Below are 24355 nucleotides of genomic sequence, written 5' to 3'. Positions count from 1 at the left end.
CCTAAAACCAATCAAACCAGAAGAAGCCAGGACTGATAGTCGCCGTGGATGACCTGTCTGACAGCGCCACCTGCTGCAGTCATAGGATCGATTCCGGTCGTCGAGAGCAACACCCTTGCTCATAAAATAGTCAATTGGCAAAAATTCTCAATCAATGAATGTAAAAGGTGATAATTTGTGAGAATTCTCCCTGGGCAACTCAGTAAAATGAATTCTTTCTTATCACTGAGTGTAGAAAATTATTCGCAAATCACTGGACTCAGTACGCCAATCAGTGCTAGTAGAATTCCCGCAGCTAAGTCAGCAACGCCAGTCTGTACAACTTAAAATTTCGAAAATGAATAAAAAAATAACTTTGGCTGAAATCAACTCGCTCAATGTACGAAATATTGTCCGCGGAATGATGGCAAACACTAGCCCTTCTGACATGATGAATGGACTTCAAAGGATCGCGAACGAGGGAACGCTGAGCGATTTTAAGTGTGCGGTGGAGGTTCTAAGGCAAAGTGAGCTTTTTCGTGCCAATGATTTAAGTAGATATTTTATAAAGAAATTTTCTCGACCTTTGGAGCTGCCAATTTACAATATCACTGAAATCACCGAGCGAATTAATGAAAACAAGTCTCGAATTTTAACTCTTATGGCGTTGGCGACGGACTGCGTATTCTCGATTACACAAAAAAATTACGAGGCTGCATTTTTAACTTTGGACCAATTAGCCAAGCAAGGGGGAGTCTCGATATTTTTAGCTCGTCTAAGCTATTTTCTAAAAAACCGATGTGATAATGCAGATCTGTCACATCGAATTGACTTACTCTTGGAACGTATTCAAATCGGGAATATACGATACCCGCAGCTAGCTATTCGAGAATTAAGCAATCCCAATACAGAGTACCTTAACATTCGCGAAAAGATTGCGAGTTCCGATGAAACACCAATGGCACTAATAGCCAAAAATCTCATTGATCATGTCCCTCGCTCTTTAGAGCAGTACACAAACATCTTAAATGCTTATTTCAGTGTTTCCTTATTAGACGCATTTCTATATATCTGTTCCTCCGCACGCTGCCATCTGTTCTCGACATCGCACCTATTAGACGTTGATTTACATCGATCATTTAATAATCTAAGCGTACAAAAATTAACAAGGAGCTACTCTGATTCAGACGACCCAGGCATGGACTTTTTCAAAGACTCCACTTTGCTAATAGAGTTGGACGAATGCTTCATTTACAAAACGAGTCACGCTACATTATATAACAACTTAGAGGACAAGTTGTTTTCGAGAACCCCTTTTGAGAACGAAATCCTTCATGATTACTTTTCACGAGTAGAAAATCTTCATGACGTGAAAGAGTTTCAGGATATGAGCTTGACCTCCGATTTGGAAGGCGCCGCAGCTTGGTTCGAAAAATCGAATGCTTTGGTCTATTTCTTGGAACTCAAAGACGGAATGATTGATGATGAGGTAGCCTTTGTAGAATTGATGTCATGTACTCGCGATATAGGAATAATTTGCCCGAAAAGATATTTGATATCAATGAATCAAGACGGAAAAACGAATGAGTTTCGGCTTGTCGCTGCATGTCTAGCATATGTCAAGTCGCGTACGCAGCTAAATGAGCATGAATTAAGAGAAGTGATTCAGGATATAGCAATTTCCGAGTTCGACTCGGATCTAGTTCGTTTGCTGGAACATCTCTACGAGAAATCACCTGCTGTAACCGAACATTTAATTCAAATTCTAGACGAAACCTTCCTTACAAAATTATTTGAAATGATTGATCGCCCTAATGCGGCTATTGAGCACCGGGCTTCAATACTTGAGTGGTATGGGGAAAAAATCGTCGACGCCTCGTATTTAGATCGAGCAAAAAACCTACGTATCGATGTTCAAATTAACAAGACTAAGGGAACCATAGACGATTCAAGGATCTACGTTGATCCAGTAAAATTCACGCAATGGGTAACCGATAACCTACTTGACAAGTTATCGATACTTGCGTCTGACATATGCCTAAAAGGAGAGCCCAGCTTGGTATCAGTATCTTGGGATAAAGTAAAATCTGGAATTTCCAATACTGAACAGGTCTCGGCCATACTAGTCACGGCATACGAGGAGTTTTGCTCAAATAACAAATTTGGTATAGCCTCCTATATCGGCCGCAGGATTCGGCATGGGACATTAAAAGAAACCGGATTTAACGATATAAAACTATTTCCGGCAAGGCAATGCTTCTCCAAACTCTTTTCGAGCGACGAATTCGATTCGTGCTTCAGTGCTTGGCTTCGTCAGTATGAAACATGTTTAGTAAATCTTCGAGATAAGCACGTACAAATAAACGATAAGAGAAAGCCAGAGGGCCTGATATCCAAAGAGTTCCGCACTGCAGGGAAGAAAATCACCGCTAACCATATGCTTTTCGAGGTTCTAAAATCATTTAATAACAACAAAAATAGCCAAGAACTACCCTATATAATCACTGAGTATTGCTGGCGTCTGGTAGAAGAGGATTTGGCTATTATCCGAGCTTTTATTATGGATCAAAAATCCAAATATGGCGTATTCCGCTTTGAGCCATCACAAGACTCAACCCTTAGATCACGAGACATCCAAGATCTTGTCCAAGAATTGAATACTATGGTCGCGGAAAAATTCCGTCTTATCGAATCCTGGTTTAACAAGCCATCGATCGCATCACCTTCAGCGGAATTATCTCTCCTATTTAAGGCAGTGCTTTCAGAGATAAAAGGGTTCTTTCCAGACTTTCAACCAATTGTGATTTTTGATGATATCGAATACGTCATTCGCGGGGGTACATATTTTGTTATATATGACGCGTTATCCATCATAATATATAATGCGGCAAAGTACGGAAAAAAAGATGGAGAGCTGCATTTCGGAATAACAATAGAAGAAAAATCAGGCGGCGTGAATTTTAAAATAATAATATCGTCAGAAATAGAACCTCATGAAGATTTTGCCGACGTGAAAAAATCGATATTTTTGGCACTTCAGGGCGATTTCGAGAACGCATTAATCTTTGAAAATAGAAGTGGGATTAAAAAACTCAAAAAAATGGAACAAGATCTTCAAATCAGGAATGTGGATTATAAATTTTCCGAAAACAAGGTCACTGCATCTTTTGAATTTCTATTAGATTATCAATCATGAACATTCTAATTGTAGAGGATGATCAATACAAATATAATCAGATCAATAGCCTGGTAGCGTCCCTTCTACCAGATGCGCATATAGCCAACTTTAATAGTGTCCACGGGGCAAGGAAATATTTGCGAGAGACAACTCCTCATAAAATAATATTAGATATGTCACTGCCAACGCACCCCTCGGTCGGCGGCGAAGGCAATCCCGTATCGCTCGGATCTGGAGGTGTGGAGATACTACTTGCTTTACGAAGCAAAAAACAGTTTAACTTGCCTGTTGCCATACTTACACAATACGAGAATTTCGAGATTGAAGATGATTATTATGCACTGGAGGACGCTCCTGAAGCGCTTGAGAGATTATATGGGTTAAAAAACATAATTGCCGTTTTATATGAACATGGTAGCTCTGAATGGGCTATTTCAATAAAAGAATTCTTGGAGAAGTAATGAAATATTTGGTGATTGAAGATCGAGATGAAAAGCGAAAAGTCGTTGAAAATGAAATTAAAATTTTAGACGTTGACGCGATAATAGAATCTGCAGATAATCTTGACGATGCTCGTGTTTTAATACTTACAAATCTTTACGATTTAATAGTTTTTGATATCTATCTTCCGGCCAGAAAAAACGATAAGGAAGAGCAAGATATTTCAGACGATTTGATTAACGTCTTCGCCCGTAGTAAAAATTATCATTGTGAAAGTATCGCTTTGACGATGTTCGCTGACAATGACTTACCTCTATCGAAATTTAATGGCCACGGGATCACCGTTGTTTCTTTTGATGATGATGCTCGCTGGAAAGACAGCCTAAAGCAAAAGATAGATCGGTTAGCAGCCAAGCCTAGAAGTGATTTTTTAGTTTTTTGTGCTCTTGGAAAAGAGCGGGCCGCGTTTCAAAAAACAGACGCAAAGTTGGGTAACTTAACTCCGATAGCCGGGCTGAATTGTCAAGAGTTAGTAATTGATGACTACAAGGGATACTGCATAACGCCCCAGAGAATGGGGTTGGTCAATATGGCGATAACGGTGGCGAAGTCTATTGAAATTTTCCAGCCGAAGATGGTTGCTATGAGCGGCATCTGTGCGGGAGTAGATGGGGAGGCGAAGCTGTTAGATATAGTAATTGGGGAATTTTGTTGGGAATATCAAACAGGTAAATTTAAGGATAACAAATTTCTGCAAGAACCTTATCAAGCCTCGGTCTCAAATGACCTGAAAGTTCCCCTCGAGCAAATTGTAGAAGATAGTGAGTTTCTTGAGTTGCTAAAAAAGGGGCTTTATGACAGTGAATTAAAAGACTCAAGACTAAGGCTTGGCCCAATATCGTCTGGATCGGCTGTTGTTGCGGACATCTCGAAGATGAATGAAATAAGTATGCAACATAGAAAGTGGGCGGCTTTAGAGATGGAAATGTACGCGTTCTATGAAGCGGCAGCACAATCGCTGAGTAGGCCAGTTTATTTTGGTGCCAAGTCTGTAGTCGATATGGGTGATTCGGCGAAAGGTGATGCCCTTCACACTAGCGCATGTATCTTGTCCGCAAGATTCGTTACCGAGATTTTGCGGAAGTTCCTACCGAAATACGTTGGTACACCGGGTCGATAGTTCGATCTGGCATTAAATCAGAACCTTAAGGTTCGGTTTGGATATCGACAGGTAAAAGACATTCAAGAGCACGGCACTCGCAGTTTAAGCTTAAATTTCGACGTTATAGATGCCCAATAACCGCTTTGAGGATTTTAACCTGAAAATTAGTATCACTCCAACTACAGCGCGGGGGGGGGGAATTTAGGATCGTCGCAGCGAGTCTTTGATGGCATCAAGGCGTCCCCCAGCATAAGCCCATTTTTTTGGCTGAAGGCAGGGAACTCGAACTTCCGGATCACCCCAACGCCACGGAGATCTCAGCGAGCCTGACCAATAACCTGTCTTGATCAAGCCGGCCAAGAGCAAAATCGCGCCGGAGTTCCTCAAGCGAGACTTTGACTAGGTGTGTATTTGCTCGCGACTCCTCGATACAAACAATATCTGTGAATAGCCCGTCCTCCTTTTCGGCAAGTTCAATATAGTGCCAAAGCGATCGAACATCAGCATGGCCAGTTTTGGCCCTCACGCGCTCCAATATAGCTCGATAATCCGAGTCAGCAATGACCTTAGTATTTTTAAGCTTGAATTCCTTCAACAATAAGCGCACCTCCTGGGTGATGAAGCGGTGTCGGAACATCGAGAAACAAGTTTGCTGCTCACTTAGTCCAGCATCTACACACAGCTCAGCAAAATCCTTCTCCAACGCCGATAGTGAGATTCCCGCACCATATCCTCCGGGCTTGGTCCCCAGGAAGAGAGCATCCGTTATACACGGCCGGCCCGAATGCTGAGCACATGCTTCCATCCAGTCCCGTCGCCCCGCAAGGTATCGTCTCAGCTGCTCGATCTGAGGGGCAAAAAGTACAAAGGGTCTCCTCGGCGGGTCGATGCGTCGACGCTTCAACGTAGGTAAAGATAAAATCCCAACGGATTTTTTCTCACTACAAATCGCAGCTCCTAGATCTTGCGCTTTCAGCAGTATCATTTCGCCAGGCCGTAGACCAGTGATCTGCAGTAGCCACAGAACGAACCGGCGTCTTCGCCAAAGATAGTCAACACATTGTTTCGAAAACTCATCATCGAGTCCATGCGTCCGACGTATTCGATCATGCATCTTTTCGTACACAGCCTTCGATTCGATTGCATCTTCTAGAGCATCTATCGCCTTACGAGAAATTGGTTGCTTCCGCTCGGTACTTACCGGTTCCGGCGAAAACCTGTGCCCCCAAGTCGTTCTTTGCTTGTGAGGATTCCAATGTTCAGTTACGACTATTGATGCCCCAGTGCCAGACTTCCCAATCAAAGGTGCAGCGCCACGATAGAGCGTATCTTGGAACCACCGCAGAAAGCAGAGACACTGATGGACGATGTTTCTAACGGTGTTGTGATTTCGTGCTCTCCCAGGGAAAACTTCCGCCGGTTCCGTTCTTAGTTCCTTTATAAGGGTCTTGATGTCCCCGTCAGAAAGCTCGCCGAATCCCTTGTTGTTGTTGCCGCAGTAGGTAACCAAATGACAGAGCGAAAAGGCGAACGTTTGGGGCGTGGCTCCTGTCCATTGCAAGGTATTTTCAAGCAAGTATTGGTTCACTGCTATGCAGGGCTTACCATTCGGCCAATATACAAATGCCCCATAGGGAACTGAGCTTGTTACGACAGATCGGCGTCCAACCTGCTGAATAACAGCTTCTGGAATTGCGATCTCATGGAGCCGATAGCAGCGGGCGCGTGGCGCTATATTCATACCTACATTCCTCTTACGTTGTTGGGGCGGACCCCATCAAAAGCGGTCGGGTCGAAAATATGCGAGAACATCTCGTCGTGGCTGTTTAGCAAATTCAACAGCCGCCGTGTCCCGGGCTCGCCAATTTGAGATTCCTTGGTAATGCAGCCGAGCTCCTGCAGAAGTTTGACGTATGCAGTGCTCTGAGCGAGCATGGATTTCTGCGTTTCGCTCAAGAGCTCCTTCATCAATCGCACCTCATTGCGGAGTCGCGTGCCTTCGGAAGAAGCGCTGCGTCGGGACTGCCGCCCGGCCAATTTGAATTGTTGATAAATCGCTCGCCGCATCGACTCCAGATAGTGCCGGCCATGCTCAGTAGCGGAGTCGCCGCGATCGCAAAAAAGAACATCGGCATGCTTGAAAAGAGTGTTTCGAGATCCGAGGGGTTCTATCTCAAGTTCGATGCTTTTGTAGAGGGAAAAAGCCTGAGCTGACTCGCACGACTGAAGGAAGCCCTGAGGAACTCTGGACAGATCCTTTCCGGCTTTTTCCAGGGCCTTGTGACGCATGTACACCGCTCGCTGCCATTGGCTCATGCCAGACACATCACTATTTGAGAGATTCATTTTTCCCAGCTCCTTTCCGAAGGGCGATTTGCAGTTTGCGACGCCCATGTTCGACGTCAACGTAAAAGGGCTCGACGTGAAATTCTGCCTGCTGCGCGAGGGCCCGTACGTAAGTCTGCAGCTCTCTTTCAGGAATTAAATCGATAAAACCAACATTGAAATTTTCAAGCACCCTCCGATGTAACTCGTGGAACACTTCTTCGCCATCATCAAATCCTGTCCGAGTAAGCAACCTATCGGCCACATACAAAGCTTCCAAGCTCGACCTTGTCTCACCTGGGAATTCTAGAGCGATGTAGGCTTTAAGATGCTCGTGATTGGTGTGCCCAGCGAGCTCACTAGCCGCGTCCAGTACGGCCTCCTGTCCACTCCAAAAAAGTAGTAGCAAAGTCCACTTACGCAACTCGTGAACGCGGACATACCATCTTCTCCCCCGCTCATCCGGATCCAAATTTACATGGTCACAAAAAATATCCAAATAGCGATCAAGAAGACGTGGATGGATCACTTTTCGTTCGCCAAAATACCTGCTTGGAAGGACAAACAGCTTTGTGCGATAGTAATCGTCTCGCTCATTACATTGTCTGTCCAAGCCAATACTGAGCTTCTGCAGCTGCTTGATCGCCTTCGCTGCGATTGCTGGAATAGGTGCACCATGCGTGGCACGCAAACCGACCGCTGTGCGCTTAGCTAAACCAAAGTTTACGAAGTAGTGACCATTGAAGCTAAGACAATCGCGGTCGAGGCTAGTAATCTCGGAAATCCTGGTAGGCTTGAGCGTCGAAATCACCACGACAATCGCCCCTATCAGAGTCTCCAGAGCCTCGTGCAGCGTCGGACTTTTTCGTCGCCGATCGAAATCGAAGGAACGTTGATTGGAAGATATCCGGCTGAAGCCGGAGGAAACATTCGCAAGCTCCTCGGGGATATGGAGTTGACTCATCAACGTTTCTACCTTCGCCCCTCTCGCCGACTTTTTGACTGAGTACGGTTCGCACGCGTTAATCACCGTTTCCATGGCAAGGAGGAAGTGATCGATCAGAGCATCACCATATTTGTCGACCCAAAAAAGGGCTTCATCAAGATAGCGCATTCCAATATCAACAGGCATGAATGGTGTGCGTTTGACATCCTCCGAGTATATCTTCGCCAAACTCTTCAACTCTCCAATCTTTATTGAACTCGGTTTGAAGATCTGGTCGGGTAGCAGATGGTGAAGCCTCTGAAGAACACCGATTTCGCGAGCTAGAAATTTGGCTCCACCAAACGATACTGCTCTCGACAATGCCATGTCGATTGTCTTCGTCCGGTGGCTAGGAAACTCTCGCCGTGTCGAGGAATTTGTCAAAAGGCGTCTGGACGACCGAACCTGCGGCTCGAACTGACGCAGAAATGCCGAAAATTTGTCTGACGCCCCTCCGAGCGCTTCCCTATCCGCCCCAATTAGTTTGGACAAAAATCCTCGCGAGATGAGGCCGCGTGACTTACGGCCGTAAGCGTCCTGATGCTTAAGCCAAGCACATATTGGCTCTACTACATCGTCAGGCAAGGGCTTGGTTAAGTCCCATGTATTCGAATAGGGTTCTCTAAACGTGTTGATATAGAACTGCTCCATGCACCGCTCGATCAGCCTATTCGCTTCAGTCCATCCTCCTTTCCCTATCTGCACGAACAACTCTCGCAAACTCGATTGATCAAGTAACGAAAAGGCGGACGTTTTCGGAGAGAATCGGGTCTCTTGTAGAAACAACCACCCAGCGAGCGATTTCAGTGTGTAGCAAAAGTGCCTCCAAGTTGTGAGCGCTGGCAGCTTATTTCCACCAAAACCGTCACGATGACGCGCCGCTGCTTTTTTACAAGTTTCCAACATAAGCTTGTTGGCAGGATCGGTCAAACACGAGCCGTTAGGCAGCGTATATTGCCAACAAATATCGAGCGTCCCTATCCAACACCCTCCCACATACCGCGTTCGCTTTCCATCTGTAGTTTTCCAGTTCGCTTCATCCCACTCTACTATCAACCAGCTCGGCTTCTGCTCTTCATCAAACGGCTGAACTAGACGTACGTAGCCTGCTGCTATATGCCTGATCGCTGCCAACTCATGCTGAGTTAGCGTTGTGTTTATTTCGGGATGAATTTGAGTGAGTTTTTTGTCAGCGAACTTCATGGCTTGCTCCATGCCGCAATAACTTCCTGCGCGAGTGAGGAACTCCGATCTACCGTCATTTTCTCAACCGTCGAGATATGGGCGTGCCGTAGCTGGGCACCGCAGATAACCCCGAGCATCCTTTCCGCGACGTCAGGCCTCAATGCGATGAAGTTCAGAAGCTTGGCTAAGTCAACCAAGCAGTCGGGTACTCCACCCCCATCGTTCCCAAGCTCCCAGTTCAGTCGCTTCAGGTATAGATAGCTCAGCGTTTCCTCACTAATGACGACAGAGAGGATTTCATTATTGGTCTTGATCTCAGATGAGGTTGCGTCCAAAGATATACGGAAACGCCCGCCGTACTTCCGCTCGATCTCATCAGCGATTACGGAGCTTCCAGGAGCAAAATCGTACGTTAGCTGAGCAAGGAAGCTGTTCAAGTCCTGTATCGTGGCGATGTCACTTAAGCGAATGTTGTGTTCGCGATCGGCGCTGGCCAGCAGAATCAAAATGTTTTGAAAGCGGCGTATGACTCGCTCGTTCCACAGCCGACGAATCTCCTTGGGTATATAGTTTTCCAGTGCTACTCGGTAGGAGTTCCCGAGCTTACGCGAAACGAGCGTTAACGAACCTGTCTCAAACCATGTCAGCATGCCGACCGTGGCCCGAAGTTTTGCGAAGTCTAGCGTCCCCTGCACGAGACCACTTTCTTCGAGCTCCGGATAATAACGGCACAGCGAGTACTTAGTACTGCCGTTCAGCTGTTTCGCGCTTACTTCGAGATGCCCCAGCTCACGCCCAGCGCTGCCTACAAATAGATGCCGCCAGAATTTGGAACCACTCGCTTTGAGTAAGTTGCGCACAGGGTCTGTACAACGTAGAACGTGCTTTAGCACTTTTACCGACAACGGTGAGAGCACTGCATATTTTCGACACCCGGCACGAGGTTTGTCCACGCTGAAGATCTGTCCGCGCCCGTGATCTGTTGTGTGCAAGTATGACCTTCCTCTTGCGTTCAAAATTCGTGCAGTAATAAGCGACTCGGGATTAAAATTTGGATGCTCTCTGATGAGAATTGCGCAAGCCACAGCGATATCTAGGGGACTCAGCACTCCCACAAATCGCATGAACAATGTCAACGCTGTCTGCGCTTCAAACTGGTGGTCGGTGAGTGCGCTCATTGAGCGTATTTGCTGTAGCGCTATCGCACTTCGTTTGTGAGCAAACCGGGTATGAAAGGCGGGGTGGACTTGCAGCGCTTTCGCAGACAGGCAGTCAACGTCCGCCGATGTCTTCAAGATCAGCGACAGAACTGCGACAGTGTTGGCAACGCTGCCTGGAACAGATGGGTGTGTGACCAGCTCAGGACGATATCCTCCGATGCTTCCTATTTCATCGTCTTCAGGCTTCCAGGCTTGCATCGACTCGCAATTTTTTATCCATGCTTGCTTGCCGCGAATCAGGTTTCGACCGGTGCGGTAGTCACGCACGGATCGAACCAGATAATCGTGGAGTAGCTTCGCAAGCGTTTCGTCACGACTAGCCATTATCTGTTGAATTTTTTCTAAAGCGTCGCCGTCCGTGGTCCAAAAAATAGGTCCGTACATCGTTCGACCTATTGGCGTGCTCTGAGTTGTCGTAGCCGGAGCATCCCCCAAACTTCGGGGCCACCTAGGCGAGCCATGATCCACGACTCGCCTTGGCAACCCCGATTTTGGAATCGTCAGACCAGACGGCAAGAGCCCCTCGTCCCCGAGGAAGGCGAGCCAGCAAGACATTGTTTGGTCCCATGACCGCGTACGCGTCACTAGTGTTGCTGTGTAACGAGCGGTGCTGAGGTACCAGATGTGCAGATCAATAACGAGGTGCTGCCACTCTTGGAAATGGACGGGAAGGCTAGTAATCTTCCTCGCCACGATATAGTGCCCGAAGACTCCTACAGAGCAACGTAAGTAGCCTGCCTGGGTTTTGTATCGCTTGCCTTCTATCCTATCTTTCGTGACCTCTAACAATGGTCTGGCTTGGATGGGTGGCAGGAAAAGGTACGAGTTGAGATCTACGACGTGCTCATGTTTTCGATTAGGATTTACCAAATAAGCAGATATTTTCTGCGGCAAAAATTCGAGACGCATCACTCCTCCAGTAGAATTCGATTTGGGCAACGACGTTAGTTCACCGTGGCAAGCTGCTTCTTCGCGTAGCGAGAAAGCACTAGACGTAGCTGGACCTTGGCGGCTTGCAGTCGTTGAAAAAAGAGACGAATTGGAGGCAAAAACATAGGCGCACTACCAAGCGACTTGACAGCCCTCGTTGGTAGTCGTACAGTGATTCAAAGAGAGATTCACTGTGCACATTGTGCGCTATCAGAAGGCCACGTCTGGAAACGTGGCCTTTTGTGTTTTTGCCCTAGAAATTTCTGATTGGGACAGTCAGTTAGGGCATCATTTTTCCTCCAGTAATAGTTGTTCAATCGAGTCAAGGGTTTGCTCTGACAAATCTGGAAGCGCCGATATCATCCGATGAGCAAGCTCATATCGTCGTGGGTCGACTCCACTAGGAACATGCAGCGCTCCCTCCGCGTACCGCGCTGCTTCGGCCAATGCCTCACGCTCACGCCCATCCAGCCTCAGTACATCAGCCATCTTCAGAAGCATCGCTGTTCGCTTCGGGAATGCTTGGCCACTCTCCAACTTGGAGAGATAACTCAAGCTACAGCCAATCTCTTCTGCCACCTCACGTAGTGTCAGATCCAGCCTGCGTCGATGTGCTCTGAGCATGCGGCCTGGCGGTTCCCTAACTGCGCTTAATGGCATCATGGCCCCACAATTTATTCACACTCTAATGTAGTCGATACTCTAATTTTTGTGGAATTTTTTTCTTTTAAAAATCAAATACTTAGTCCGAACAAATCATAAAAATAAAATAAAAAAACTTATCCAAAACCATTCGAAATACCTAAATAACTGCTCTACGCATCCTGTCTAGCGAAAATCCAATTACAGAAAGAAGCTGAGCACACATTGACGTCAACTAGGTAAATGGCTCACGGCGTTTTTTCTTGATCAAGAATGTCCGTCAGATGTTTGTACCTAAAACGAGACACAACACTGCAAGATTCAGGGATAGTGCGTTTTCCGCGCCAAACTGGACAACCAGTTCCACGGCAAACTTGACACTGGTCCCGCTCCGAACTGGACCGTTTGAAGGGGCCTGAAGTGGGCCAACGGCAAGGGGATAACTGTGGCAAACCTGCCGGACTTTTATCCGGAGCGTTGCTTGACAAATAAAGGTTATCCATGCGCACAGTCCACGAAGTCCGGCGCTGCATTAGAGCACGACCGCGCCGAGCAGGAAATCCCCCCGTCATCAACGTTTCTCCTTCCACCATGTCCAACTATGTGGCTCGCGCCAAGCTGGCCGTCGTCGCCGTTGCGATCCGATTGCGACGACCGGCCCTGGAACGACTGCTGTTTCCAGCGAGCGACCCTTCCTCGGTGCAGCGTCCCGCGCCGGCCTGGCGACCGTGCATAACGAACTGCGCCGCAAGGGCTTGACGCTGGAGTTGCTGGGGCAGGAGTACAGCGCCAAGCAACCGGAAGGCTACCGGTAAAGCGCGCTCTGCGACTACTACCGCTGCTGGTGCCAGCAACTGGCGACGTCGATGCGACAAACCCAATCGCCGGATGAGTGCCTGCGCATGGACTACGCCGGCCAGACCTTCCGCGTGACCGACGGCGGCAGCAAAATCCGCAGCGCCTGGGTGTTCGTGGCCGTGCTGGGAGCGTCGAAATACACCTACCTCGAGACGACCTGGAGCCAGCAACTACCGGATGTATAGGCAACCACGTGCGGGTGCTCACCTGCTTCGGCAGCTGCGCCGAGCTGTGGGTACCCGACAACCTGCGGAGCGATGTGTGAAAATCGTCGCGCTACGAACCGGTGAGTCGCCCCGGGTTTGAAGGAGGCGCCAACGTTTGAGAAAATGGAACCACCATGAAGAAATCATCCGATATTCCCCTGGAGTGATCGAGCGCGCGGTGCGCATGGTCCAAGAAGCAGGCAGCGAGCACGAATCAGAATGGATCACGTAGGTTGACCGGATGATCAGGTAACCCAATTAGACTTTAACGGTCAATGAAACTCCCTATCCTGCCTATTAGTATCCCAAAATTTAACCAGCGGTGTTCACTCCGACTGGAACTTCTGGGACACTAACGATCATGGCTAACACTCCCGTCACTGAATCTCTAACATCGGGGTAAACTCTCAAACGCATCCTTTGTACCGCTGTGTAATTATTGGCATCCAGCACGACTACATTAAAAAAGCAGGCTACAGTCGAATCGCCTGAGACAGCTATTGTAAGAACGCCGCTGGTCGACAACGATAAACGAAGTACCCGGGGAAAACGTTGGGTTCCATCCAATAGCCACAACAGAGGCCCAACACCTCCTGTCGCGCTAAACGCCGGCATAGATAACGGGCTTTTACTTGACCACGATTCATGCCTGACCGAATCAATGAAAAAGCCTGATTTCGGATTGAGTGGCGGAGGTAAGGTGAGCGGCTTGCCGATAAAGTTGAACGCATCTCTGACGGCGGTCAACGCAATTTGGGAGTCGATAGGTTTGGCTGAGGTTTGGAAGGCATTGGTCAGCGCCGCGACCAAGCCGCTTTCGGACGTCTCGGGGAACGCGGCCAGGGAGCCCTGCGCTATAAGTGTTGCGTTTGGCTGCGCGTACACTTTGGGTAGAGGAGCAAGCACGTCGCCCAGCGAAAGGTTGGGTGGGGTAAACACGGCGTCTAACGCCACTGCGAGTACATCTTCCGGCACACTTGGGACCGTGGACACCACCTTTATCGCGGTAGCGTCCAGACCATCTCCAGCCACCTTGCAAGCGCCTGCCACAGATAGCGCCGGCACCATGGTCGCGTCGGATAACAGTAACAGCACTGCGGCCATGACGCCAACGGAGGTGCTTGGGACTGCGGCCAAGACACCTTGGGCGGTGAGGCCGGAGTTGTAGCCCGCTGCGTTCAAGGCCGCCCCCATCTGCGTCGCCGATGGCGGGATTGTGCGCATCGCATTCTTGAGGGCGAGGCCCAATGCCTGCGAGGTCGGCAGGAAGGGAGGTTGCACAGCAGGTGCCATGTCGTAGGCGTTAAAGCCGCAGACAACCAATGCATCTAGAGTGTCGCCTAGAGAGATAGGCGGTTCGACATAGGCCAGGCATAGCAACGCAACCAGTTGGTGTGCCGAGCCGGCTTCGGTGGGATATTGCGCCTTGAGTACAAGAGCGACTTGCGCTGCCTGGTAAGGCGTGGCCGCTAGCGCGCTAGCGAGACTGGTCAAGTCAACAGGAGAGCCAGCGTCGGCGTAAGCCGTTAGCAGCAGCGCCGCCATCTCTGAGGCAGTAATCGTCTCTGCTGGGTAGTGATTGCGGAGTACCGGTGCAACTTCGATGGGGCCGTACGCGTAGGCGAGCGCATTGGCCATCTGTTGTGCGGTTAGTGCAGAAGAATAATAGGCCTGGGCGAGATAATCGTACATGTCGGTCGCCTTCATCGTTTGGTCGGGGTATTTGAACCTGAGGGCCCTGGCAATTTGACCGCTGGAAAACGAAGACGCGGCCAGGGCAGACGCCATCTTCTGTATTGATGGACTGTAGCTCGCGTCTAGGGCTTCAATGACTTGATTAGCGGTGAAAAGGCTTCCACCAGAGAGAGCTATAGCCATCGCGTCAAGCGTGACCGGACTATGCAATTGAGCAATGCTGGCTGAGTAGATATCTGCAACGAGCTCTCCCGCTTCGCCCTGATAGGTCTCAGAGTATGCTGTTTCGAGCGCTTCAGTCAGCTGGGTGAGCTCTACCGCCGACGGACTTGCGGCCCATCCGGCGAAAACGCCGCTGGTGACGGCGACAGGATTTAAGAAAAGTTTTGAGCTGGCCCAAACAGCCGCCAGAACCGAGGCACCGCCGGTTATTATCCTCGCGACCCAATCGATGATTTCCCTCGTCGTTGGATCGGGTGGTAAATGAGGCGGCGGCGGAGATGGAGGCGGTGTTGGCGGTGGCGGAGGAGGCGGCGGCGGAATCGGCCTGCAGGTTTGGCCGATGTCGTCGCAGATTTCGTCGAACGGGTAGCAGTATCGGCAAGGAAAGCTTTTTGCCGGAAGCGGCGGATGATAGGTGCCTATAAAGCACACAGTCGGCTTCTTTCCTTCCTCCACCGTAGCCAGCAGGATCGTTTTCTCGATCGTGCCCGCGTACTTCATGTCAATCTCACCGATATAAGCCTCGAGCGTGTAGATCGATCGCGCGAAGTTAGCCTTCACTTTAATTGCCGGCAAAGGCAGATTGGGTAAAAACGCTGGCAAAGGTTTATGGCCCGGCAGCAAATATTCCAACAGGCCGTCTAAGTCAATTTCTCCCTGCGGCAATTCGCCTTCTAAAACGGTGCTAGGAAGAGTGAGTTTGAGCGAGATCGGCTGAAGGTTGACGATCGCGAGCTTGCAAGAAATATCCCCCGTCATGCCTCTAAAATAACAAACATTCAGGCTGAATTCCTGCACCTCGACATGGAAGGGCGATCGGACAATCGTCCAATCCCCCCATCCTGATGTACCGAGGCTTATGCCCCCGCATTGGTCACTCATGTAGGTTGTCCAATGACGGCCCGCCCCCATCCCCTGATCAGATAATGCCTTCTGAAAGATGAAAGCCGGCCGTCAACGAAACGCCGCCACCTGTTATTGGCGGCATATCTACGTTGACGAGGAAATTGTCGTTGTCCTTGAACTTAAAATCGGCAAGGATTGCTGGGGTGGAGCCACCGGAAGCTTCTTCCGTAAGATGAAACGTGTATACACCATTTGTGGAGGTCGGTATTCCTACCGCGAGCTCATATTTCTTGTTATCCACCGTCACAGAGACCTTGATGGCTGCAGTCATCGGCACAAGCGGCGGCGGATCGATAGCGCCCGCCGAGGTCACAATGTCATTTTCATTTGTCATGGCTAATCCTCTTGGGTAAAACGAAACGCGCCCCCGCCACCACGATGATGGAAATCGCGACGATTCGCGATCCAGTATAACCATATATTATCAATAATAGTATAGTAATTTGAAACTTCTTCTGAGGCAGAAGAGTGGGGGGCCTGCGCTTCTCTTCAATAAGTTTCTACTTTGTTTCTTAGCTCGCCGAGCACGTGAGTCAGCTCGACCGCCCGCTTTCCAACCAGGTGGCTCACCCCGGTTCTTTACCAATGGCAGTACACGGCGAAGGGTTGCGCCCCCAATCACTTCGAGTCTCTGTTGCTCCACCAGCGACGAACATACGATCACCCTGACATTGCCCGTTTTGTCCTCAAGCGGGACCAACACCGTACCATTGCTGTTCCCGGACGCTGGCACACCGTGACCAAGCCGCAGCCGCGCTAGGCGTGCGTCGCCGTACTAATGTTGAGGAGGTGAGCATAGGCATGTCGACCCGACCGTTCCTGTTGAAGCTAATTAAGCAGAGGGAGATAAGTGCACAAGCGCCGTCTACTCCACTTCATGCGTTTGTATGGCGTTGTGATGTGGAGACGGATTTACGGTATGGATGCCACGGATCTGGTGAAATGCAGCTCGCATCAAAACCGATGTCGCCGGCTAACAATTAAGTACTGTGGGAGGTGCGTCGATTCGGACCAACGTCAAGCTCGATGAGTTTCCCGATACTCTCGTCAAATCGGCGTGGAAGAATTGAGTAAGGTCATTCTTCCTCGACCTCGTGCCGCGCACCGGATCGATGTTAGAGAAACGGATGAGTTGGTTGAAGTCATTGTAGTGATCACTACCCGACTATTAAGGTAGTCTGATTCGTGATTTACGATCTACCGTCTTTCATCGAATCGACCTAGCGATTTCCGCTAGCCGCATGGCGTTTGATGTTGGCCTCGGAAAGTCTTCAGGGTCTGCATTGCTACCAAGTGCAACTGCTCTCAAACGATCACGTTCCGCGTCGAGAACATTCCAATTTGATTTGGCCTCCTCTGGGTCGATGAGACACAGCAGCTTCCCCATACTCACCGCACCTCGAAGATAGTGAATGCGGCAGTCAATCTCGATAAGAAGTTCGTGCTGTCCCGATTGGGCGACGCTACTATCGATCGAACGCTGCAGTTTGCTGCGCTCAACGCCGAGCAAAAGCTCAAAGTAATTTTGGAAATGCTGGCGGAGTTCTTGGCATCCTAACCGATGCATGCTGGGTTTCGTCTGCATATGCCGTTCATCTCTTGATGTTGAGTAGCGTACTGAGTCGGGTCGAGGTCTCGCGCGCGTAGCGTACCGAGGACATCGGCATTCGTAAAACCGGGCGCTGCAAATCGTTTGTCTCGATGTGTAGCACCACGTCATTTTGTCGGGTATCCGCCGCCCCAACGGCAACCATCCCAAACCTAGCGCCTCCCGCACTCGACTGCTCACGCCATTCTACCGTCCAGGAACGAACAAAGTCATACGGCAACACCTCCACGGATTTTCCACCTCTTGTGAGATAAGCAATTTTTCTATTTTTTTGATCAAAAGCGAGTACCCCGCCTTTGTTCAAATCGACTCCAACCACTGTCGCCATGAAGGCCGGCGATGTGCCGAAATCGGTGCCGTGTGTCTTGTTCGTCTCTGCGAGGTAGCGCCAAAAATTGGCGACGCCTTTCCTATGAATCGCTATGAGACCCCAGGCAGCAAGCGCTACCGCCGCCGCAACATATAGAAGCATTTCCAAATCGCAATCCTTAGCTAACAACGGTTGAAGAATTTCCCGAAGCATCGAATTATCCCATTTTGGGATAATTCTGGGGAAATGATTCTATCCGTGGATGAAATCTATCCACGATCCGCGTTACATACAGTTCATTAATCTCTTGACAAGAACGCGGGTCTACGCAGAGGTTACGCAGCAAGAACTTGCCAGACGCCTCTCCAAGCCCCAATCTTTTGTAGCCAAGATCGAGAACTTGGACCGTCGGATCGATCTTGTAGAGCTCGTAGACTGGTTATCAGCCTTAGGTGTAAGCCGTGAAGATTTCACTAAGGACCTGAGTTGGTGGTGATTTAAGGCCACATTTGCAACAAGGTAGCCACTAGCGACGCATTGGGGAGCTCAAGTCAGTAGCACCCGGCTTGGCACGCAGAAGGCGGGTCAACATGTCCCGCAAGCGAGGAAGGCTGATAACATCACCATGGCGAATGACATCTACTGCGGGGGCTCTAGCGGACGGGTGCTGGTGATAGTAGCGTTCTGCGGCATCCATCAATCGTCTTGACTCGGCTGGAAACCGTGACCGCGTTACCATCGCCGCTACACGAAACACATTGGCCTCCCGATCATCAAACGGCAAAGACAGCGCCTCCCGCTCATAAGCCAGAGCTACGCATCTCTCAAGCATACGTGCTTCCCTATCTCTTGATGTCCTGTTCGTCACTAAAATTCCTTTCTTCGGTCAAATCGCGAGAGACACGTTGAGGTGCTTAAGTGAGTAGTAAGGCCCTGTGGTACTGTTCGGCGCGATAAGGCAGAGCAGTCCGATGATCGCGCGTCAGTACTTTCCGAGTGTCCCGCCTGCGCTATGAGTAGCACAATCTAACTGTCTCTCTACTACGCTCGTCCCCACATTTCAGCTAGAGCAGGGTGAAGACGTTCCGCAGGCCTCCAATCTTCTAAGTAGACTGCCTCAAAACACTTTAACCCTGCAGTGTATTGTGCCCAATCAGCCTTTGATAGCTGACTCAATCGTAGGGACTGGATCTTCTCGGCTAGGTTGGGCGATTTGGCATCGACATATTCCCTATCATATCTATTACAACGCGACCGCAATCGGTTAAGCGCCTCCCTCAGCTTTTCCGTTTCGCCCAATTGCTCTGCAAGTTTTACGACCATGTATCGCTCACTAGGCGCGGACATCATTTTCCCAGGATGGAACGCCACCAGCCCTGCAAGGTACCCTCGCTCAAGCGTCGTCCCACTATACGCAGCATCAGCGAGCGAGAGATTGTTGAAGCCGTCGTTGTAGGTGCGCTCAGTCTCTGACGCTGCCATCTTGTGGTGAGCCTTGTACATCTCGAAGGCATGTTCCTTGGTTTTAACCGAACGGACATCGCAACTATGGCAGAGGCCCCAGAGTTGCTGTGTGGCGGCCATGTACTGTTTCGCAAGGTCATAATCCCAAAGTGACCATATAAGGCAAATAGCATGGGGGCCTCTTAGTCCCTGAGTTTCGAGCATGCAAGTAACTAGCGCATCCATTGACCAATTCGGAAAGACCGTATCGATCGTCGGAAAGTCGAATATCGTCTTCTTGAACGTGCCTGGGAACGTTCCTGCGAATTCTGAAATACGCGAAAAGAACGTTGCCTCGTGAGTTTTCATCGTCGCAAACTCGTTCGCGATGGACACCATGTGTTTCGCGGCAGCGTCATTTCTTGGGCTATGCGAAAAAGTTCCTAATACACCTGCATCAAGTCTGAATCCTCTGTCGGAGTGTTCAATGTCATCGAGCGTGAACTGCTGAAGCGGGTGCACTAATTGCGCAAAGCCTTGCGCAAAGCTTTTTGGAAACCACTGCAATGCCAGCTGCCAAGTCGCGAAATTTTGAGAGCCCAGCAACTTTGACGCGATGTCTGAGTCGAATAGCTGCAAGTATCGGAATTCGGGGTCGTTTTGCTTAAGCGTTTCCAGAGAACGATTGTGTGCAGCGCTGCGCCGACACGAATATATCGTAACAAAGACGTCGCAACGATGCCGTCGAAGACGTCCAACCGGGTTCACTTCGTCGTCAATTCCCACCATCCCTTTCTTGTAGTGCTTACAACTCACAAGCCATCGCTCTTGTCCGACCTCCGCGAGAAGATCAATACCGTCGTCCCCGCCGTGCCCCGCAAGCATTGTCACCTTCGCTCCGTACACGACCTCCAAGAATTGTTTGGAAAACTTCTCAAATGCTTCGGGGTCACTAGAGGTAGGTTGGGCTGAGGTGATCTCGCTGAAATCAAGCATGTGCATCCTTAGAGCAATAAATTTATGTAGAGCAACCAATATATACTAAGAACAAAAACGACGCGACCCAGCGTTAAGACCCTTCAAAGCCCAACTCCCCCAGTTCTTACGTTTCGTCTTCAACAATCCCAGAAAGCGGGAATGCGTACATGCCGATGCGCTGGGCGGACGCTTGTACTATAGGACGGCTCTATGATCCCGAGCTTTGACAGGGCCGGAATATCTCTCTTGAGATGCCAATGCATCTGGCGATTTCTCTCGGTGGGGCTTAGTCAAGAATGTGCCAGCGTCGAAAAGTGCGAAGCAATGCCACGTCGGGTGATTACGCAAGTCCAGGCCTAGCGCCTAGCGTCTAGCCCAAGTTGGCTACAACAATGACGGCGTGCGTGCCGATGCTTGATTTTGCTCAACTGCTCATCAGTTGCTAGTGCTACTGTGTGAATAATCCATTCAAATGGGAACGATCATGCAGCGGAAAAACGTCACGTTAGATCCAGTCGACCTCTACACCCGCGCTGCCGAAATAGTCATACGCGAGTCGCTCGCTAAAGTCCATGGAACCCGATTTGCTCTTTACTTCGCTGAAGAGCACGCTGAGGCTATCCAGTACGCAGTTCGTGAGCGACTTCGCGGCCGGACGGTGGCGCAAAGGTTCGACTTGGCTGCCGCCCTTGCCAACCGCGCACTCAAGGCCTAGGAGGCCGGTAATGGCTTCCAAATCGATTGCAGTCGACGCACCAGTTCTGCGCGCGGCAATGTACGTCCGCATGTCTACCGACCCGCAAAATTACTCGATCCAGCACCAGTGTGAAAAGCTAAACGAGTACGCCGCTGCTCACGGCATGCAGATCGTCGCCATGTATGCGGACGCGGGCAAGAGCGGCCTTCGAATTAATGGACGCGACGGAATGAAAAATCTTCTCGACGACGTCTTGGGCGGTATGGCAGATTTCAACACAATACTAGTTTACGACGTCAGCCGTTGGGGGCGTTTTCAGGACGTGGACGAAAGCGCTCACTACGAGTTTCTTTGCCGCCGGGCTGGGATCGATATCGTCTATTGCGCCGAATCATTTCAAAATGACGGCTCTGCAATGTCATCGATACTGAAGAACCTCAAGCGCACGATGGCGGCGGAATACAGCCGCGAGCTATCTCGGAAGGTGTTTTCCGCTCAGAGCCGGTTCGCACTCATGGGGTTCAAGCAAGGCGGATCGGCCGGCTACGCGCTGCGTCGTGCAGTGGTCGACAAAGATGGGCGCGTGCGGCGGTTGCTGCGGGCGGGCGAACGAAAGGGCGCTCTTACAAACCGTGTGGTGTTTGTGCCAGGGCCAGCACATGAGGTCGCAGTACTGCGGCGCATCTACGACCTGTACCTGCATCATCGCATGGGCGACGCGGCGATTGCCAGCCTTCTGAACAACGAACAAATTCCAAGCGAGTCGGGACGCCCTTGGACTGCTCCTGTTGTGCACACGATACTCACTCATGAAAAATATGCCGGCTCCGTCGTCTACAACCGCACCAGTTACGCCATGCACACACCGCCGAGCCAGAATCCACCGGAGACTTGGGTGTTAAAGCGCGACGCCTTTGAGGCGCTGGTCCCATTTTCCACGTTTCAGGCGGCCCAGCAGGAACGCCAAACGCGTGGGCAGCGGATTGCTACGCAAGAACTGCTTGAGATGCTGCGCCTAGTGCACCAGATGCACGGCGAGGTGAGTACACGATTGATCGACCTCACTCCAGGCCTGCCGCCGCACAAAGTCTTCGTCACTCGCTTCGGAACGCTGACTAACGCGTATGCGTTGGCTGGCGTCCGGCCGACCACGCGGGCTGAAAAATACGTCGATTCATGGAGGCGGATAGAGACGATGCGGAATGCGGCCATGGCAAGCCTCGCCAGCCTAATTCTGCAAGCGGGCTCCACGAGCTCAGCCGCGCAAGGGAAGAACACGATTTCCATCAACGGCAGCGTTATCGTCAAGCTGATCGTCGCCCGCAGCCGCCGCTATCATGCTGGACGGCCACTACGCTGGCAGGTTGATATGACCAGCACGCAAAAAGTGGACTTCGTCATCGCTGTGCAGCTCGACGCAGAAAACAACACTCCAGCCGCGTACTTTCTCTTTCCTGCCGCGCTGATTGGTTTGGAAAAATTGACTATATGCGAGGAGTCGCCCCAGCGTGTGGAAGCCTATCGACATGCAAACTTAGAGTCGATGTTCGGGCTGTCGCAAAGTACCATCTAGCCTGTACGGCAAATAGACGCTTCGGCTACGTCGAGCCATTCATATCGCCGCCAGACCGCCCCTAATCTCGGTAGTGACGTGGCTGGACTCGTTCAAGACCACTGGCGAAGGCTGGGAAACCACATGAACGAGGCGCTGCGCGAGCACCTGAAAGCACGCAACATGCTGGCGCACCGCTACCACGCCACCGTCCACCGGAAGGAAATGGAAACCGACCAGCTGGGCGAGTTCCTGGTGGTGGTGGCCGCCGATGATGGTCAAGCGAAAGTGAAGGTAAAGCGACACCTTCTAGCGCTGGGCATGCCGGAAGCGGCGGGCGCGCAAGTCTATACAATGGATGTCGGCAACGCCCGCATGGCTGAACTGGACACGATTTACCAGCCATCGCTCACCCCATCAGCTTCAGCGCCAGACTCACCAAGTTGTATGCGATCGCGGCGGCCGCCGCGCCGATCGGGAGCCACCGGCGCAGCAGGCGCCCCACATTGTTCAATTTACTGTTCATCAGATACTCCGAATTAGAAAGGTTACAGACCACATTGGACCCCGGATCACCCCGCCGTTTCCTCTGGTGGGATTTCCGAAAAACGTCCGGCCAATTAGGTCGTCACGACACTCCATATAGGCGAGCGACGAGGCCATGATTAAAGCGTTCAAACTATTTGATGTTTGTCTTTTTCCATTTTTTGGATGTTGTATATTTCGTCATGCGGGCCGTCTATGGGAAAGCTGAACGGGGAGAAGGTATGGAGGTGTATGCGTTGGGCGTGTGCATGATGGCCGCCGCCGGCCTGGTGTGGGGCGTGGTGCTATGGCGTGGCGGCATGCCTTTGTGGATTGACCGAGGCAACCACCGCCCAACAGGCGGCGCTAGCGGGGCCGTGATGATGGTCGCAGTAATGGCCCTGGTGTGGCCTTACTACGCCTTTCTCGCCGCCTACGCGCTGTGCAAGTGGCTGTGGAGAAACGCGGGGCCGCCAGGCGGCGGCGATCAGGGGCGATGAACCGCCGGAAGTAACGGCGGATACTGCCGGCGGTGTTGCGGCTTTCTATCTTTGACGAACGCCTACACGCCGGCCGGCTTCCCGCCGACCACACGGGCTGCAAAATACGTCGACTCTTGGCGGCGGATCGAAACGATGCGAAATGCAACCATGGCCAGTCTGGCGCGCCTGATCTAACAGGCAGGCTCCACCAGCGTTCGCCACGCAAGCGAAAAATACGATATCCATCAACAACAGCATCATCGTCAAGCTAATCGTCGCCCGCAGTCGGCGGTATCACACAGGAGGGCCGCTACGCTGGCATGTCGATATGACTAACGCGCAGGTGGACTTCGTCATCGCCGTGCAGCTCAATACCGAGAACAGTGCCCCCGCCGCGTACTTACTCTTTCGGTCGTGCTGATTGGCTTGGGAAAGACGACTATGCTCATTCCGCTTTGCTTCGAGTTCTTGGGCAGCAAGCAGACCGGTCTGGATCTAGGGATAAACGCAGAAACGGTCCGCCATCATCATGCCCGATCTCGAGACGTTTCTCGAGTACCGTGAAGTTGAGTCTATCTCTAAGCTCGGAGTGACGGATCAGCCCGGTTGCGATAACCGGCCGTCCGTTCAATGCCTCATCGGGCCACGTTCGGTTGGTGCGCTAGGTGGCGTCGCCAAACCACTGGCGACGGGTAATCGTTGTCTTCCTCAACTGATTTATAGGATGGGTGGCCATAGACCCGCATTTTTTTCAAGCAGCTGGGCAACGCGGTCTGCTTCCAGCCCGACTAAATCGAAGACGTTCGAAGTGTGACGCCAAACGGC

Annotated in this window: 17 protein-coding genes; 8 read left to right on the top strand and 9 right to left on the bottom strand. The window is 50.7% G+C overall.

Translation table 11 applies throughout. The features are described from left to right. Positions 1-337 precede the first annotated feature (337 nt). From NHH88_06005 to NHH88_05995, 3 genes are read left to right on the top strand one after another with little or no spacing between them, the layout of a single operon-like run. Positions 338-3175 (top strand): hypothetical protein, encoded by a 2838-nt coding sequence (locus NHH88_06005; protein USX15340.1) that lies wholly within the window; start codon positions 338-340, stop codon positions 3173-3175. Next, a complete protein-coding gene (locus tag NHH88_06000) occupies positions 3172-3618 on the top strand; it encodes a hypothetical protein (GenBank protein ID USX15339.1) in 447 nt (148 codons plus the stop codon). The genes NHH88_06005 and NHH88_06000 overlap by 4 nt, the downstream gene beginning before the upstream one ends. Further along, a complete protein-coding gene (locus NHH88_05995) occupies positions 3618-4778 on the top strand; it encodes a hypothetical protein (protein ID USX15338.1) in 1161 nt (386 codons plus the stop codon). Before NHH88_06000 ends, NHH88_05995 begins: the two co-directional genes overlap by 1 nt. Before the next feature lie 277 nt (positions 4779-5055). On the opposite strand, the gene NHH88_05990 is transcribed toward NHH88_05995, so the two are convergent. Genes NHH88_05990 through NHH88_05975 form a run of 4 tightly spaced genes read right to left on the bottom strand, consistent with a single transcriptional unit; the run spans position 5056 to position 10859 of the window. Further along, on the bottom strand, positions 5056-6501 hold the full coding sequence (locus NHH88_05990; protein ID USX15337.1) for a hypothetical protein: 1446 nt from the start codon (positions 6499-6501) through the stop codon (positions 5056-5058). A 2-nt stretch (positions 6502-6503) separates the two neighbouring features. Continuing rightward, positions 6504-7106 (bottom strand): hypothetical protein, encoded by a 603-nt coding sequence (locus NHH88_05985; GenBank protein USX15336.1) that lies wholly within the window; start codon positions 7104-7106, stop codon positions 6504-6506. Next, on the bottom strand, positions 7090-9273 hold the full coding sequence (locus tag NHH88_05980; GenBank protein ID USX15335.1) for a hypothetical protein: 2184 nt from the start codon (positions 9271-9273) through the stop codon (positions 7090-7092). The genes NHH88_05985 and NHH88_05980 overlap by 17 nt, the downstream gene beginning before the upstream one ends. Then, the gene (locus NHH88_05975) at positions 9270-10859 is read right to left on the bottom strand and encodes a hypothetical protein (protein USX15334.1); all 1590 of its coding nucleotides are present in this window, start codon (positions 10857-10859) and stop codon (positions 9270-9272) included. The genes NHH88_05980 and NHH88_05975 overlap by 4 nt, the downstream gene beginning before the upstream one ends. A 2054-nt stretch (positions 10860-12913) precedes the next feature. Between NHH88_05975 and NHH88_05970 the strand changes: the two genes are divergently transcribed. Next, complete coding sequence (locus tag NHH88_05970; GenBank protein USX15333.1) at positions 12914-13090, top strand: hypothetical protein; 177 nt, start codon at positions 12914-12916, stop codon at positions 13088-13090. A gap of 333 nt (positions 13091-13423) precedes the next feature. On the opposite strand, the gene NHH88_05965 is transcribed toward NHH88_05970, so the two are convergent. Continuing rightward, complete coding sequence (locus NHH88_05965; protein USX15332.1) at positions 13424-15910, bottom strand: hypothetical protein; 2487 nt, start codon at positions 15908-15910, stop codon at positions 13424-13426. 37 nt (positions 15911-15947) lie between these two features. Continuing rightward, positions 15948-16268: a hypothetical protein gene (locus NHH88_05960; GenBank protein ID USX15331.1), complete on the bottom strand. Its 321-nt coding sequence runs from the start codon at positions 16266-16268 to the stop codon at positions 15948-15950. Positions 16269-17342: 1074 nt separating this feature from the next. Here NHH88_05960 and NHH88_05955 point away from each other — a divergent pair. Continuing rightward, on the top strand, positions 17343-17492 hold the full coding sequence (locus NHH88_05955; protein USX15330.1) for a hypothetical protein: 150 nt from the start codon (positions 17343-17345) through the stop codon (positions 17490-17492). Between the two features lie 34 nt (positions 17493-17526). Here NHH88_05955 and NHH88_05950 read toward each other — a convergent pair whose 3' ends face one another. From NHH88_05950 to NHH88_05940, 3 genes are all read right to left on the bottom strand, one after another. Next, entirely contained in the window at positions 17527-18066 is a 540-nt protein-coding gene (locus tag NHH88_05950; GenBank protein USX15329.1) for a hypothetical protein, read from the bottom strand. Between the two features lie 828 nt (positions 18067-18894). After that, entirely contained in the window at positions 18895-20292 is a 1398-nt protein-coding gene (locus NHH88_05945; GenBank protein ID USX15328.1) for a restriction endonuclease, read from the bottom strand. Between the two features lie 487 nt (positions 20293-20779). Then, complete coding sequence (locus NHH88_05940) at positions 20780-21010, bottom strand: hypothetical protein (protein ID USX15327.1); 231 nt, start codon at positions 21008-21010, stop codon at positions 20780-20782. On the opposite strand from NHH88_05940, the gene NHH88_05935 reads away from it, so the two are divergent. The 3 genes from NHH88_05935 (at position 21000) to NHH88_05925 (ending at position 23548) form a co-directional block, all read left to right on the top strand. Next, positions 21000-22544, top strand: a complete 1545-nt coding sequence (locus NHH88_05935) for a recombinase family protein (protein USX15326.1) — start codon at positions 21000-21002, stop codon at positions 22542-22544. The genes NHH88_05940 and NHH88_05935 overlap by 11 nt on opposite strands. Positions 22545-22667: 123 nt before the next feature. After that, positions 22668-23066, top strand: coding sequence for a hypothetical protein (locus NHH88_05930; protein USX15325.1), 399 nt, complete (start codon positions 22668-22670; stop codon positions 23064-23066). Positions 23067-23209: 143 nt separating this feature from the next. Further along, positions 23210-23548, top strand: coding sequence for a hypothetical protein (locus NHH88_05925; protein USX15324.1), 339 nt, complete (start codon positions 23210-23212; stop codon positions 23546-23548). The last annotated feature ends 807 nt before the right edge of the window (positions 23549-24355 follow it).

Source organism: Oxalobacteraceae bacterium OTU3CAMAD1, assembly GCA_024123915.1.
Classification (GTDB): Bacteria; Pseudomonadota; Gammaproteobacteria; order Burkholderiales; family Burkholderiaceae_D; genus Rugamonas.
The sequence above is the reverse complement of the archived record's forward strand: the minus strand, read 5'-3'. Positions and strand labels throughout refer to the sequence as shown.

Excerpts from the sequence above, each read along its gene's own strand:
- NHH88_06005 (USX15340.1), top strand. The coding sequence starts at position 338 with ATGAATAAAAAAATAACTTTGGCTGAAATCAACTCGCTCAATGTACGA.
- NHH88_06000 (USX15339.1), top strand. The coding sequence starts at position 3,172 with ATGAACATTCTAATTGTAGAGGATGATCAATACAAATATAATCAGATC.
- NHH88_05995 (USX15338.1), top strand. The coding sequence starts at position 3,618 with ATGAAATATTTGGTGATTGAAGATCGAGATGAAAAGCGAAAAGTCGTT.
- NHH88_05990 (USX15337.1), bottom strand. The coding sequence starts at position 6,501 with ATGAATATAGCGCCACGCGCCCGCTGCTATCGGCTCCATGAGATCGCA.
- NHH88_05985 (USX15336.1), bottom strand. The coding sequence starts at position 7,106 with ATGAATCTCTCAAATAGTGATGTGTCTGGCATGAGCCAATGGCAGCGA.
- NHH88_05980 (USX15335.1), bottom strand. The coding sequence starts at position 9,273 with ATGAAGTTCGCTGACAAAAAACTCACTCAAATTCATCCCGAAATAAAC.
- NHH88_05975 (USX15334.1), bottom strand. The coding sequence starts at position 10,859 with ATGTACGGACCTATTTTTTGGACCACGGACGGCGACGCTTTAGAAAAA.
- NHH88_05970 (USX15333.1), top strand. The coding sequence starts at position 12,914 with ATGCGACAAACCCAATCGCCGGATGAGTGCCTGCGCATGGACTACGCC.
- NHH88_05965 (USX15332.1), bottom strand. The coding sequence starts at position 15,910 with ATGAGTGACCAATGCGGGGGCATAAGCCTCGGTACATCAGGATGGGGG.
- NHH88_05960 (USX15331.1), bottom strand. The coding sequence starts at position 16,268 with ATGACAAATGAAAATGACATTGTGACCTCGGCGGGCGCTATCGATCCG.
- NHH88_05950 (USX15329.1), bottom strand. The coding sequence starts at position 18,066 with ATGCTTCGGGAAATTCTTCAACCGTTGTTAGCTAAGGATTGCGATTTG.
- NHH88_05945 (USX15328.1), bottom strand. The coding sequence starts at position 20,292 with ATGCTTGATTTCAGCGAGATCACCTCAGCCCAACCTACCTCTAGTGAC.
- NHH88_05935 (USX15326.1), top strand. The coding sequence starts at position 21,000 with ATGGCTTCCAAATCGATTGCAGTCGACGCACCAGTTCTGCGCGCGGCA.
- NHH88_05930 (USX15325.1), top strand. The coding sequence starts at position 22,668 with ATGAACGAGGCGCTGCGCGAGCACCTGAAAGCACGCAACATGCTGGCG.
- NHH88_05925 (USX15324.1), top strand. The coding sequence starts at position 23,210 with ATGTTTGTCTTTTTCCATTTTTTGGATGTTGTATATTTCGTCATGCGG.